Source organism: Mesorhizobium sp. M0768 (assembly GCF_040320195.1).
In the GTDB taxonomy this organism is placed as follows: Bacteria; Pseudomonadota; Alphaproteobacteria; order Rhizobiales; family Rhizobiaceae; genus Mesorhizobium.
On the sequence record NZ_JAMYPD010000001.1, the window covers coordinates 23930 to 37698 of the forward strand.

The window sequence follows — 13769 nt, forward strand, 5'->3', positions numbered from 1 at the left end:
GCGCCGTGGCCCGGTTCAGCTGATCTTCCCGTCCACCATGTGAATGCGGCGATCCATGCGTGCGGCCATGTCGAGGTCATGCGTGACTGCCACGACCGTCTTGCCGCGTTCGCGCACCAGATTCTGCAGGATTGTGAACACCTGCTCCGAGCTCTTGCTGTCGAGGCTCCCCGTCGGCTCGTCTGCCAGGATAGCCACCGACAGCGATGGAGGAGAGTTGATGAGTAGGAAATCGCGCGCTTCGACCGATGCCGTTCTCAAGGAACTACGCGCCTTCGGCCTCACCTATCCAGGCGCCGAGACAAAGAGTCCGTGGCCTGGTCACGACGATCTCGCGGTGAAAGGCAAGACCTTTGCTTATTTGAGCCTTGAAGGCGAACCGTTCAGCATCTCCCTCAAACTCCCCTACAGCGGCGACGAGGCGAGAAAGCTCCACTATGCGTCGCCGACGGAGTACGGCCTTGGCAAGAGCGGATGGGTGACATTCGAACCAGCACCGGACGAACTGCCACCGATCGGACAACTGAAGTCATGGCTCGATGAGAGTTATCGCGCACAAGCGCCCAAAAAGCTTGCCGTCCTGATCACGTACAAGGTGGACTCGGGAGCTTAGGTCGAGCGATCGGTGTCACCCCCCGAATCGTCGGCGCTAGAAGCTCAACGACGCCACGCCGATAAGCGCGTTTCTCATTGAATGACTTTAAGCCCACGCCGGCAAATCGTCTGCTTGCCGGTTCCCCTGCGTCAGGCTTAACCTGCGTGCCATGCGTGGAGGCGCGTGCGGTAACAAGGGGAGGACATAGCAATGACCATACAAGACGCATCACCGGACCTGTACAATGAGGATCTCGCACCGGCGAAGGTTCGAAACTGGGGACCGTTCTCGATCTTCAACGTCTGGACGTCGGACGTCCACAGCCTGTGGGGCTACTATCTCGCTGCCAGCCTGTTCCTGTTCTGCGGCGGCTTCGTCAACTTCATCGCCATCGGTATCGGCTCGCTGATCATCTATGCGTTAATGAACATGGTCGGCTATGCCGGCGTGAAGACCGGGGTGCCCTACCCTGTCCTGGCGCGTGCCTCCTTCGGCATCTGGGGCGCCAACATACCGGCGCTGGTGCGCGCCATCGTCGCCTGCTTCTGGTACGGCGCGCAGACGGCGGCGGCCTCCGGGGCGATCGTAGCCCTGCTGATCCGCTCGCAATGGTTCGCCGACTTCAACCAGAGCACCCATTTCCTCGGCCACTCCGGGCTCGAGGTGATCTGCTTCGCCGTCATCTGGGCGCTGCAGCTCCTGATCATCCAGAGAGGCATGGAAACGGTGCGCCGCTTCCAGGATTGGGCCGGACCGGCGGTGTGGGTGATGATGCTGATCCTGGCGATCTATCTTTGCATCAAGGCAGGCACTTTCGCTTTCACCAGCGACATCCCGATGGATGTGCTGCTGGAAAAGACAAAGGACGCGGGCGTGCCGGGCACGCCGGGCTCCTGGACCTCGCTGTTTGCGGTGGCCGCGATCTGGGTGACCTATTTCTCCGCGCTCTATCTCAACTTCTGCGATTTCGCGCGCTACGCCCCGGACAAGGCATCGCTGCGCAAGGGCAACATCTGGGGCCTGCCGGTCAATCTTATCCTGTTCTCGCTGGTCGCCGGCGTCACCACGATCGCCGCCTTCGACGTCTATGGCGAGGTGCTGCTGCATCCCGACCAGATTTCGGCGAAATTCGACAGCTGGTTCCTGGCGGCGCTCGCAGCCCTGACCTTTGCGGTGGCGACGCTCGGCATCAATGTGGTGGCGAACTTCGTGTCGCCGGCCTTCGACTTCTCCAATGTCTTTCCACGCCAGATCGACTTCAAGAAGGGCGGCTATATCGCGGCGCTGATCGCGCTGGTGCTCTATCCATTCGCGCCCTGGGAAGGCAGTGCCGCCTCCTTCGTCAACATCATTGGCGCGACGATGGGGCCGATCTTCGGCGTGATGATGGTCGACTATTACCTGATCCGGAAGGGCGAGGTCGACGTCGAGGCGCTCTACAGGGAGAATGGCGAATTCCGCTTTCAGGGCGGCTGGCATGTCAATGCCTTCATTGCCGCCGGTATCGGCGCGGTCTTCTCCTCGATCCTGCCCAACTTCACCAGCCTGCTGCCGTCATGGTGGGGCGTCTATGGCTGGTTCTTCGGCGTGGCAATTGCCGGCGTCATCTATTACGTGCTGCGCACCATGGCACTCGGTGCCGGAGCCAGGATAGCCAAGGCCTGAACGGAGTCGGGGTGGCGCAAGCCGCCCCGTTCATTCTGCGACCATCTCGGCCAGGCGGCGCACTGTATTCCAGTTGCGCGAGGTGCCGATGCCGAGACGTTTGTGACTGACCGCCGCAAGCAGCCGCGAACTCGGCATCTCGCGGGAAAAGACGATCCAGATGTCGCCGCCGACAATCCGCAGCTTCTCGTTCTTGCCGGCATATGCCTCAAGCGCCGCGGCGGTCTCGGCGGGAACGGGCGCCCGCATCACGCGCACCGCCACCTGGTCCGCGGCCTCGGCCGATTCGGCTGGGAACGGATTGCCGGCCGCCAGCCTTAGCCAGCCGTCGGCGCAGCGCACGATGATGTCGACGTGGCGGCCGAAAGTCTTTGCGAACGCCGCCTCCAGCCGCTGCTCCAACGCCGCAAGTTCTGTTTCTTGCGCCTCGAAGACCAGATTGCCGGTCGCCACCAGCGTGCGCGGCTTATTCAGACCCAGGCCTTCGGCCATCGCCTTCAGATCGGACATGACGACCCGCCGCCCCTCGCCCAGGACAATGCTGTAGAGCAGCGCGACGTAAGTTTGCATGGGCGGCTAGTCTAGACCAGCCGCGACTGCTCTACCGCCGCCTCGATGAAGCTGGCAAACAGCGGGTGCGGATCGAGCGGCCGGCTTTTCAACTCGGGATGGTACTGCACGCCGATGAACCAGGGGTGGTCGGGATATTCGACCGTTTCCGGTAGCACGCCGTCCGGCGACATGCCGGCAAACACCAGGCCGCAATCCTCGAGCCGCTCCTTGTAGTCGACATTGACCTCGTAGCGGTGGCGATGGCGTTCGGAAATCTGAGTATCGCCATAGATCTCGGCGATCTTCGATCCCTTGGCGAGGTCGGCCTGGTAGGCACCGAGCCGCATGGTACCACCAAGGTCGCCGGTTTCCCTGCGCTTTTCCAGCATGTTGCCCTTCAGCCATTCGGTCATCAAGCCGACAACCGGCTCCTCGGTTGGACCAAACTCGGTCGATGATGCGTGCTCGACGCCGGCCAGCGAACGCGCCGCCTCGATGCAGGCCATCTGCATGCCGAAGCAGATGCCGAAATACGGCACCTTGCGCTCGCGCGCGAACTTCGCCGCCAGGATCTTGCCCTCCGAGCCGCGCTCGCCAAAACCGCCGGGGACGAGAATGCCATGGACCTTCTCCAGCCACGGCGCCGGGTCTTCCTTCTCGAATATCTCGCTTTCGATCCAGTCGAGCTTGACCTTGACCCGGTTGGCGAGGCCGCCATGCGACAGCGCCTCGATCAGCGATTTGTAGGCGTCCTTGAGGCCGGTATATTTGCCGACGACGGCAATGGTCACTTCGCCTTCCGGATTGTGGATGCGGTTGGACACCGCTTGCCACCGTTCCATGCGCGGCTTCGGCGCCGGATCGATGCCGAAGGCCGCCAGCACTTCCGAATCCAGCCCTTCATTGTGATAGGCCATCGGCACGTCGTAGATATGCGGGACGTCGAGCGCCTGGATGACGGCGCTTTCGCGGACATTGCAGAACAGCGACAGCTTTCTGCGCTCTTCCTTGGGGATCGGCCGGTCGGCGCGGACCAGCAGTATGTCGGGTGCAATGCCGATGCCGCGCAACTCCTTGACCGAATGCTGCGTCGGCTTGGTCTTCAGTTCGCCTGCCGTCGGAATGTAAGGCATCAAGGTCAGGTGGACGTAGACGGCGTTGTTGCGCGGCAGGTCGTTGCCGAGCTGGCGGATCGCCTCCAGGAACGGCATCGCTTCGATGTCGCCGACGGTGCCGCCGATCTCGCACAGCACGAAATCGTAGTCGTCATTGCCGTTGAGGACGAAATTCTTGATCTCGTCGGTGACGTGCGGAATGACCTGCACGGTAGCGCCGAGATAGTCGCCGCGCCGCTCGCGCTCGATGATGTTCTTATAGATCCGGCCGGTGGTGATGTTGTCTTGCTGGTTGGCCGAGCGGCCGGTGAAGCGCTCATAATGGCCAAGATCGAGATCGGTCTCGGCCCCGTCATCGGTCACGAAGACTTCGCCGTGCTGATAGGGCGACATCGTGCCGGGATCGACATTGAGATAGGGATCGAGCTTTTTGATGCGTGCGCGATAGCCCCGCGCCTGCAAGAGAGCCCCAAGGGCCGCTGCAGCAATGCCTTTTCCAAGTGAGGAAACCACGCCGCCTGTGATGAATACATATCGCGCCATGGGAGTCATCGCTTAACGCGGCCGAATTGATTCCGCCAGAGAAAAAACCGCCGCGAAGGCTTTTTCCCAAGAAGGCGCTCTGGTCGTTGGCGTATCAAAACAAAAGGGCCGGCGAGGCCGGCCCTTTTGGCACGATCTGTCAAAGCGTCAGATGATGACGACTTTGGTGCCTACTTTCACCCGGCGGTAAAGGTCCATGACGTGTTCGTTGATCATGCGGAAGCAGCCATTGGAGGCGCTGGTTCCGATCGACTGCGGCGCGATGGTGCCGTGAATGCGCAGGTGGGTATCTTTCTTGCCGTCGTAAAGATAGATGGCGCGCGCACCGAGCGGATTGTCGCCGCCGCCGGGCATGCCGTCCTTGTACTGGCCATAGTGCTTGGGTTCGCGCTTTTGCATATCCAGCGTCGGAATCCAGCGCGGCCATTCCTGCTTGTCGCCGACGGCAACCGTACCCTTGAACTGCAGGCCTTCCCGGCCGACCGCGATGGCATAACGGCGGGCGGTTGACGATGATTCGACGAGGTAGAGACGACGGGCGCTGGTATCGATGACGATGGTGCCGGGGTTGTAGCCGGTGAATTCGACCTCCTGCGGCACGAATTCCGCCTTGACCTTGAACTGCCGCTTGGCCTGCTTCCTTTCGAGCGCGGCGTCGAGCGCGCGTGTTTCCGGAAGCAGCGACATCGACGAAGAGGATGTGCCGCCGAACAGTCCCGCGAACAGCCCGACGCTCTGCGGCTTCTGCCCCACCGGTTCGCTGCGCAACTCGCCATTGTTGCCGGTCAGCGCAACGTTCATGGCCTCGGCCGGGATCGGCTCGGCCGACTGGATCGGCGCAGTGGGCGTAATCGGTTCGATGATGTTGACGGTCTTCTTCTTGGCCGGCGTGGCGTCAGCCACCTTGGCCGTTGCGAGCGGCTGGCTCTTCTTGGCAAGGAACGCCTGCCGTTCCGCATCGGCTTTGGCTTTCGCCGCCTCGCGCATCGCCAGCTTCCTGGCTTCGAGTGCCTTGGCGCGAGCGGCTTCCTTGTCGGCTGCGATCTTGGCTTCGATCTTGCGGATCTGCGCAAGGTCGTCCGGCGTCGGATCTTTCTTCTTCTTGAGAAGCTTCAATTGCGCTGCATCGCTTTTGGCAGCGACCTTGACGACGTCGGTTGTTGTTGCGGCTTTGTGGGCCGAGTTTGCCGTCGGCATGGCCGCGTAAGCGGGCGCACCTAGGCTGAGCACGGCACAAAGGCCGGCAAAAATGAAGCTGCGAAGCTGCATGGGGAAGATCCGATCGTTCAATGCTTGTTGCCCACGGCGTCGCCCGGCGCCCCCCAAGGACGCCGAGAATGCCGCGTGCAACGTATAATCGATTAGCCGGAAGCGCCTCAAGCGTGAGGCGCAGTCGAATCTTCGTGATCGTGCGGCATTTGCCGCGACTGTGTTCAAACGACAACAGATCGCGGCATAAGTTGCCCTATTACTGGTTGGGGACCTGCGGTGTGGCCGGCGCGGTGGCGCCGTTTGTCGCTGGCGGCGTCGCCGGAGCGGTTGCCGGCGGCGTCGTTGCCGCGCCATTGCCGGACGGCGGGGTCGGCGCCGTGGTGCCCGACGGCGGCGTCGGCGTCGTGGTTCCAGGCAATTGGTTGAGTACGCCCTTGCCTGCTCCGTCCGAGGTCGCCGGCACGCGATCGAGAATGTCGATCGGCTTCTCGCCATAGCGCGCAACGATCGACAGTGTCAGCGAAGTGACGAAGAAAGCGGCAGCCAGGATCGCCGTCGCCCGCGTCAGCGCATTGGCGGCGCCACGCGCGGTCATGAAGCCCGATCCGCCGCCGATGCCGAGGCCGCCGCCTTCGGAGCGCTGCAGCAGCACCACGCCGACAAGCGCGAGCACGACCATGAGGTGGACGACGATCAGTACGGTTTCCATAATTTACCCTGGCAAGGCCTTGTGCGGCCGCTGATTTGGAGGCGGCTCAATACAATGCTTTGACGGCATTTCCAAGCCCGTGGCCGGAATATGGGAAGCAATGCGTCCTTTGCAACGATTTCGGCGCCGGCCGTCCGCTCAAATGCAGCAACCAGCCCTTGTATCAAGCGATGTTTCGATAGGCTTCCGCGATGCCGAGGAAGTCCGCCGCCTTTAGGCTGGCGCCGCCGACCAGCGCGCCATCGACATTCCTGACGCCGAGCAACTCGACGGCGTTGGACGGCTTGACCGAGCCGCCGTAGAGAATGCGCATCTTGGCCGCCGTATTGCCGAGCTTCCGTGCCAGTTCTTCGCGGATATGCGCATGTGCCTCGGCGACGTCGGCGGCGGTCGGGGTCAAGCCGGTCCCAATCGCCCATATTGGCTCATAGGCAATGACGGTGTTGGAAACCGTGGCGTTTGGCGGGACCGAGCCAGCGACCTGGCGCGACAGCACGTCGAGCGTGGCTCCTGCTTCTCGTTCGGCTCTTGTCTCACCAATGCAGATGATGGCCACCAGCCCGGCGCGCCATGCGGCGGAGGCCTTGGCCTGGACCAAGGCATCGTCCTCCTTGCGATCGGCGCGGCATTCGGAATGGCCGACGATGACATGGCTGGCACCTGCATCCTTCAGCATCTCGGCCGAAATGCAGCCGGTGTAGGCGCCGCTTTCCTCGGTGTGGCAATCCTCTCCGCCGGCCCGCACCGGCGTGCGCGACAGAATCTCGGCGGCGTGCGCAAGCAAGGTCGCCGGCACGCAGACCACCGCTTCGGTCTCGGCGTCGAGCCCACTCATGAAGCCGTTGCCGATCATCCTGAGCTCGTTGAGCGAGGCGCTGGTGCCGTTCATTTTCCAGTTGCCGGCGACGAGCGGGCGGATTCCAGGCGTCATGGGATTTGTTTCTCCGGGCAATTTCCAGCTGGCCCTCACTATCAAAATCAGGCCACAAAGCAATCGACAGTGGGCAGGAAGGGCGCTATTGCGCTTGTTTCAGACTCGGCGCATGCGAAATGCGCAAAAATCGGAAGTACTCATGCTTGGTATGTTGAGAAGCGCGGCGGGGACCTGGGTCGCTAAACTGCTGCTGTCATTGTTGGTGTTGAGCTTCGCCGTCTGGGGCATCTCGGGCCGCCTGATGGGCGGTCTTGCCGGCCATGATGCCGTGATCACGGCCGGAGGCACCAAGGTCTCGATCAACGAATACCGCCTCGCCTACGATCGCCAGCTCAGCGTCATGTCGCAGCAATTCGGCCAGCGCATCAGCCGTGAGCAAGCGACGGCGCTCGGCATCGACAACCAGGTGCTGGCGCAACTCGTGTCGGGCGCCGTCCTCGACGAGCAGGCCCGCAAGCTCGGACTCGGCCTGTCAAAGGACCGGCTCGCCGAACTGACGCGTGAAGACCCGGCGTTCAAAGGGCCTGCCGGAAGCTTCGACAGGAGAACCTTCGAGTACCTGCTTCGGCAGATCGGAATGCGGCCGGAAGACTATTTGAAGAACCGCGCCCAGGTCGCGGTCCGCCAGCAGATCGTCGAGGCGGTTTCGGACGGCCTCAAGGCCCCGGATACTTTCTTCAAGGCGGTCGCGCTCTATCGCGGCGAAGATCGCACCATCGACTACCTGACCTTGCCGAAATCGCTGGTCGAACCGATAGAAGCGCCGTCCGACAGCGCGCTTTCGGCCTATTTCGAGGAAAACAAGAAAACCTACGCCGCGCCCGAATACCGTAAGTTCTCCTATGTCAGGCTCGAACCGGAAGACATCATGGATTTGAGCGCGGTGACCGACCAACAGGTCAGCGACGACTACAATAAGAACAAGGCGCGCTACACCACGCCGGAGATGCGCACCATCGAGCAGCTTGTGTTCAAGACACCTGATGCCGCAAAGGCGGCGCTCGATTCGCTCAGGACCGGCGCGACCTTCGACAAGATCGTCGCTGCCGAAGGCAAGACGCCGGCCGACACGCTGCTCGGCACGCTGGCCAAGGACAAGATCGCCGACAAGGCGGTCGCCGATGCTGCCTTCAAACTAAACGTCAATGAGGTCAGCCCGGTCGTACAGGGCGCCTTTGGTCCCGTTCTGCTGCGCGTCACCGAGATCAAGCCCGAAGTGGTGAAGCCGCTGGCCGAAGTGTCCGAGCAGATCCGCAAGGACCTGGCACTGGGCGAGGCAAGCCGCATCTTGCTGGACGTGCACGACAATTACGAGGATACGCGCGCCTCGGGCAGTTCGCTCGCCGAGGCAGCCGCCAAATTGAAGCTGAAGGTCATCACCATCGATGCCATCGACCGCACCGGCCAACGGCCGGATGGAAGCATCGTCAAAGACCTGCCGGAATCGCCGGCACTCATCAAGGCGGTGTTCGAATCCGAACCCGGAACCGACAATGAAGGCCTCACCACCGCCGATAACGGCTTCGTCTTCTACGACGTGAGCGCGATCACGCCTGCCCGCGACCGCACATTGGACGAAGTCCGCCAGAAGGTCGTGGCCGACTGGACCGCGGCGGAGACCACCAAACGGCTCACCGCAAAAGCACAGGAGCTCGAGAAGCGTCTCAAGGCTGGCGTCACGCTCGAGGTGATCGCCGGTGAGCTCAAGCTCGAAAAGCAGACCAAGCGCGGCGTCAAGCGCGATGCGGACGACGTCGATTTCGGCAAGGAAGGCGCCGCCGCGATGTTCGGCGTCGGCGAAGGCGGCACCGGGTTGATCCCCTCACCTACGGGCGACGGACAGATCCTGTTCAAGGTTGCCGAGGTGTTCGAGCCTGCCGGGGCCGATGCCAGCTCAGTGCCCCAGGACGCACAGAAGTCCTTCACCTCCGGCATGTCCGACGACCTGCTCGACCAGTTGGTGGCGCAGTTGCAGACGCAATATGACGTCCGCATCGATCAGGCGGCCGTAACCCAAGCCCTGGCCAGATGAGCGCGCTGAAGATCCACATCGCCAAGGTCGCCGCCGGCAGCGCTCTTTCCTTCGAGGAGGCGCGCGAGGCCTTCGACATCATCATGTCCGGCGATGCTACCCCCGGCCAGATCGGCGGCTTCCTGATGGCATTGCGCGTGCGCGGTGAGACCGTCAGCGAGATCGCCGGCGCCGTCGCCACCATGCGCGCCAAGATGCTGCGTGTCGAAGCTCCCGAGGGTGCCATCGACATTGTCGGCACCGGCGGCGACAATTCGCACAGCGTCAACATTTCGACCGCATCCGCTTTCGTCATCGCCGGCAGCGGCGTGCCCGTCGCCAAGCACGGCAATCGCGGACTGTCCTCGCTGACCGGCGCCGCCGATGTGCTGATCGCATTGGGCGTCAAGATCGACATCCCTCCGGAGACGATCGGCCGCTGCATCCACGAGGCCGGCGTTGGCTTCATGTTCGCGCCGGCGCATCACCCGGCGATGAAGCATGTCGGCCCGACCCGGGTCGAGCTCGGAACCCGCACCATCTTCAACCTGCTGGGCCCGCTTTCCAATCCGGCGAGTGTCAGACGGCAGATGGTCGGCGTGTTCCTGCCCGAATGGATCATGCCGGTGGCAGAAACGTTGAAGGAACTTGGTGCCGACCATGCCTGGATCGTCCATGGCGACGGCTATGACGAGATCACCACCACCGGCGAGACACTTGTCGCCGAACTGGCCGGCGGCGAGATCCGCAGCTTTACGCTGACCCCGGAAGCCGTCGGACTGAAGCGGCACACCAAGGACGAGTTGCGCGGCGGCGACGCCGCCCACAACGCCCAGGCACTGCGCGACATGCTGGGCGGCGCCGCCGGCGCCTTTCGCGATACGGTGCTGATGAATGCCGGCGCCGGGCTGGTGGTGGCCGGCAAAGCGACGACCCTCGCCGACGGCATGGTAACGGCGGCGCAGGCCATCGACAGCGGCCGCGCGCTGAAAGTGCTCGACAGGCTGATCGAGATTTCGAACGGTTAAAACCATGTCCGACATCCTGCGCAAGATCGAGGCTTACAAGCGCGACGAGATCACGGCGGCCAAGGCGCGCGTGCCGCTGGCCGAGATCAAGGCACGGGCGACGGATGCCGACGCGCCGCGCGGCTTTCTTTCCGCCCTTGAAGCAAAGCGCAAATCCGGCAGGTTCGCGCTGATTGCCGAAATCAAGAAGGCTAGCCCATCCAAAGGCCTGATCCGCGCCGATTTTGATCCGCCGGCGCTGGCCAGGGCCTATGCGAAGGGCGGTGCCGCCTGCCTTTCGGTGCTGACCGACGCACCCTCCTTCCAAGGCGCGCCCGAATTCCTCACCACTGCGCGCGCTGCCGTCGAGCTGCCTGCCCTGCGCAAGGATTTCCTGTTCGACCCCTATCAGGTCTACGAGGCCAGGGCATGGGGCGCCGATGCCATCCTGATCATCATGGCCAGCGTCGACGACGCGTTGGCAAGAGAACTCGAAGCGACAGCGTTCGGGCTCGGCATGGACGCGCTGGTCGAAGTGCATGACGAGGCTGAAATGGAACGCGCGCTGCAGCTGTCGTCGCGACTGATCGGAATCAACAACCGCAATCTCCGGACCTTCGAAACCAGCCTGCAGACCTCGGAGCGGCTGGCAGCGATGGTGCCGGCCGACCGCCATCTGGTCAGCGAGAGCGGTATCTTTTCGCACGACGATTGCCGCCGGCTGGAGCAGAGCGGCATTGCGACTTTCCTGGTCGGCGAGAGCCTGATGCGCCAGCAGGACGTGGCCGCGGCAACGCGCCTGCTGTTGACGGGCAAGGCGCCGGCAGAGGCCGTTTGAGGATGGCGGCCACCCTCACCCATCTTGGCGCGCAGGGCGAAGCCAACATGGTCGATGTCGGCGACAAGGCTGTGACGGTGCGCACGGCAGTCGCAGAAGGCTTTGTCGCGATGCGGCCCGAGACGCTGGACATGATCCTCGCCGGCGACGCCAAGAAGGGCGACGTGCTGGGCACCGCGCGCATTGCCGGCATCATGGCGGCCAAGAAGACGCATGAACTGATCCCGCTTTGCCATCCGCTGCTGCTGACCAGGATATCTGTCGATATCGAGGCGGACGCCGCGCTGCCCGGCCTGAAGGTGACAGCATTGACCCGCGTCACCGGTAAGACCGGCGTTGAGATGGAGGCTCTGAGTGCCGTCTCGGTCGCTTGCCTGACCATCTACGACATGGCCAAGGCGGTCGACCGCGCCATGGTCATCTCCGGCATAAGGCTGGTTGAAAAGACCGGCGGCAAATCCGGCGACTACAAGATCACCGGAGACGGGGCCACCGAGGCAGGCCGATAATGGTGCTGGTCCCAGTTGCCGAGGCGCTCGAGCGCCTGCTGGACGGCGCAGCAGCGCTGCCGGGCGAACGCGTCGCACTGCTGGATGCCGCCGACCGCGTGCTGGCGGAGCCGGTTGTGGCGCTCCGCACCCAGCCGCCGTTCAACGCCTCCGCCATGGACGGCTATGCCGTGCGGGCGGCCGATATCGCGTCCGTACCGGCAAGGCTTTCGGTGGTCGGCATGGCGCCGGCCGGACGCGGCTTTGCCGGAACGGTGCAGCAGCGGCAGGCCGTGCGCATCTTTACCGGCGCGCCGCTTCCCGAAGGCGCCGACACTATCGTCATCCAGGAGAACGTCCGCGATCTCGGTGGCGGCAGCGTCGAAGTGACGGAACGGACGGTGCAGGGGCGCAACATCCGCCGCCTCGGGCTCGATTTCGCCAAGGGCGATGTCCTGCTGCCCAAAGGCCGCCTGCTCGACCCGGCGGCCTTGTCGCTGGCGGCATCGGCCAATCACCCCGAGGTGCGCGTGGTCAAACGGCCGCTGGTGGCCATCATCGCCATCGGCGACGAATTACTGCCGCCGGGCAGCGATCTTGGCCCCGACCAGATCATCTCCTCCAACGCCTATGGTGTCGCCGCTGCCGCACAGTCGGTCGGTGCGCGCGCGCTCGACCTTGGCATCGCGCCGGACCGCAGGGAGGCGATCGCTGCGCTGGTTGAAAAGGCCGTGAAGGCTGGCGCGAACGTCATCGTCACGCTGGGCGGTGCCTCGGTCGGTGACCACGACTTCGTCCATGAGGTGCTGACCGGGCAAGGCATGACGCTCGATTTCTGGAAGATCGCCATGCGGCCGGGCAAGCCACTGATGTTCGGGCGGCTGGGAGACATTCGCTGCATCGGCCTGCCCGGCAATCCGGTGGCAAGCCTGGTCTGCACTCAGCTCTTCCTGAAGCCGCTGCTGGCGCGGCTCGGCGGCCGCGCCTTTCAGCAGGATATACGTCGGGCACGGCTCGGTGCCGCCATGCCGGCCAATGATCTCAGGCAAGATTATGTGCGGGCTGTTGTCATAGATGACGCCGGTACGCCCGTGGCGACGCCGTTCGGCATCCAGGACTCCTCGATGCTGAAAATGCTGGCCGATGCCAACGGGCTGATCGTTCGCGCGCCGTTCGCGCCTGCCGCGGCGGCGGGCTCCCCCTGCGACGTACTGATGCTACGCTGAACCTGCCTCACTCCGAAATCAAGGTCCGGGTCAGCGGATGGTCTGGATCGGCCAAACCGTCGATGATGTTGAAATGATGCCGGTCAGGCTCGACCACCGAGCTGGTCGCGGTACCCAGGCCGATCCAGATGTTGGCCAGCAACGCGCTCTGACGCAGGAATTCGGCGCGCTCGCCGCCGCCGGCCCAGCAGGTCAGGCGGGCCTTGTCCATCGGGCGCAGCAGCACCGGACTTTCGGCCTGCGCCTCGACCTCATCGATCGCCAGCGTCTCGTTCATGCCGGTGCGCATGATCGGGCGCAAATCGTGCACCCCCGAGATCGACACCACATGACGAACGCGCCGGACCACTTCGGTCGCCAGCGGCGTCGTCGCCGTAACCATCCGGCTAACAAGATGGCCGCCGGCCGAGTGCCCGGTCAGCATCAGCGGCCCTGCAACCATCGCCGCCGCCTTGCCGATCGCCGCGCCGACTTCCTTGACGATGCCGCCAATGCGTATCTGCGGACAGAGCGTGTAGGACGGCATCGCCACCGCATAGCCGCGATCAACAGGGCCAGCGGCAAGATGCGACCAGAAATTCTTGTCGAATTCCATCCAGTAGCCGCCATGGACGAACACCACGAGTCCCTTGGGCTTGATGGCCGGCAGGAAAAGATCGAGCCGGTTGCGTGGGTTGTCGCCATAGGCCATGTCGAGCCGCGCCCTGCCCTCGGTCGAAAGCACGTCGCGGAAAACCCGCGCGGGCTCGATCCAGGCCGCCGGCCAGCGATCGCTGCCGGCTATGTTGGCGCCGTTGGCATAGGCGTTGTCCCAATCGGCAATGTGACGTTCGAACACCCTGCGCCCTCCTTGGCATATGGCCTTGCAACGTAG

Annotated in this window: 13 protein-coding genes and 1 pseudogene; 7 read left to right on the plus strand and 7 right to left on the minus strand. The window is 63.6% G+C overall.

Going from position 1 to position 13769, the window contains the following annotated elements:
* Positions 1-15: 15 nt before the first annotated feature.
* A pseudogene (locus tag NKI08_RS00120) lies at positions 16-225 on the minus strand (ABC transporter ATP-binding protein); the annotation flags it as partial.
* On the opposite strand from NKI08_RS00120, the gene NKI08_RS00125 reads away from it, so the two are divergent.
* Positions 221-613: an MmcQ/YjbR family DNA-binding protein gene (locus tag NKI08_RS00125; RefSeq protein ID WP_352766579.1), complete on the plus strand. Its 393-nt coding sequence runs from the start codon at positions 221-223 to the stop codon at positions 611-613. The pseudogene NKI08_RS00120 and the gene NKI08_RS00125 sit on opposite strands and share 5 nt — an antisense overlap.
* Before the next feature lie 192 nt (positions 614-805).
* Positions 806-2260, plus strand: coding sequence for an NCS1 family nucleobase:cation symporter-1 (locus NKI08_RS00130; protein WP_352766581.1), 1455 nt, complete (start codon positions 806-808; stop codon positions 2258-2260).
* Positions 2261-2290: 30 nt separating this feature from the next.
* Here NKI08_RS00130 and NKI08_RS00135 read toward each other — a convergent pair whose 3' ends face one another.
* The 5 genes from NKI08_RS00135 to tpiA form a co-directional block, all read right to left on the minus strand.
* The gene (locus tag NKI08_RS00135) at positions 2291-2830 is read right to left on the minus strand and encodes a DUF1697 domain-containing protein (RefSeq protein WP_352766583.1); all 540 of its coding nucleotides are present in this window, start codon (positions 2828-2830) and stop codon (positions 2291-2293) included.
* 11 nt (positions 2831-2841) lie between these two features.
* Positions 2842-4470 (minus strand): CTP synthase, encoded by a 1629-nt coding sequence (gene pyrG, locus NKI08_RS00140; protein ID WP_352448839.1) that lies wholly within the window; start codon positions 4468-4470, stop codon positions 2842-2844.
* A 147-nt stretch (positions 4471-4617) separates the two neighbouring features.
* Entirely contained in the window at positions 4618-5739 is a 1122-nt protein-coding gene (locus NKI08_RS00145) for a L,D-transpeptidase (RefSeq protein ID WP_352766585.1), read from the minus strand.
* A 199-nt stretch (positions 5740-5938) separates the two neighbouring features.
* Positions 5939-6391, minus strand: a complete 453-nt coding sequence (secG, locus tag NKI08_RS00150) for a preprotein translocase subunit SecG (RefSeq protein ID WP_254817294.1) — start codon at positions 6389-6391, stop codon at positions 5939-5941.
* A 163-nt stretch (positions 6392-6554) separates the two neighbouring features.
* A complete protein-coding gene (gene tpiA, locus NKI08_RS00155; protein ID WP_352742726.1) occupies positions 6555-7322 on the minus strand; it encodes a triose-phosphate isomerase in 768 nt (255 codons plus the stop codon).
* A gap of 142 nt (positions 7323-7464) precedes the next feature.
* On the opposite strand from tpiA, the gene NKI08_RS00160 reads away from it, so the two are divergent.
* The 5 genes from NKI08_RS00160 to NKI08_RS00180 are packed head-to-tail and all read left to right on the plus strand — an operon-like array spanning position 7465 to position 12895.
* Positions 7465-9357, plus strand: coding sequence for a SurA N-terminal domain-containing protein (locus NKI08_RS00160; RefSeq protein ID WP_352766588.1), 1893 nt, complete (start codon positions 7465-7467; stop codon positions 9355-9357).
* Positions 9354-10364 carry an anthranilate phosphoribosyltransferase gene (trpD, locus tag NKI08_RS00165; RefSeq protein WP_352616138.1) on the plus strand — a complete coding sequence of 337 codons (1011 nt, stop codon included), beginning with the start codon at positions 9354-9356 and terminating at the stop codon, positions 10362-10364. The genes NKI08_RS00160 and trpD overlap by 4 nt, the downstream gene beginning before the upstream one ends.
* Before the next feature lie 4 nt (positions 10365-10368).
* Positions 10369-11181 carry an indole-3-glycerol phosphate synthase TrpC gene (gene trpC / locus NKI08_RS00170; RefSeq protein ID WP_352474266.1) on the plus strand — a complete coding sequence of 271 codons (813 nt, stop codon included), beginning with the start codon at positions 10369-10371 and terminating at the stop codon, positions 11179-11181.
* Between the two features lie 2 nt (positions 11182-11183).
* Complete coding sequence (moaC, locus tag NKI08_RS00175; protein WP_352474267.1) at positions 11184-11690, plus strand: cyclic pyranopterin monophosphate synthase MoaC; 507 nt, start codon at positions 11184-11186, stop codon at positions 11688-11690.
* A complete protein-coding gene (locus tag NKI08_RS00180) occupies positions 11690-12895 on the plus strand; it encodes a molybdopterin molybdotransferase MoeA (protein ID WP_352766590.1) in 1206 nt (401 codons plus the stop codon). The genes moaC and NKI08_RS00180 overlap by 1 nt, the downstream gene beginning before the upstream one ends.
* A gap of 7 nt (positions 12896-12902) precedes the next feature.
* Here the strand turns inward: NKI08_RS00180 and NKI08_RS00185 are convergent, their stop codons facing one another.
* Positions 12903-13733 (minus strand): hormone-sensitive lipase, encoded by an 831-nt coding sequence (locus NKI08_RS00185; protein ID WP_352766592.1) that lies wholly within the window; start codon positions 13731-13733, stop codon positions 12903-12905.
* Positions 13734-13769: the final 36 nt, after the last annotated feature.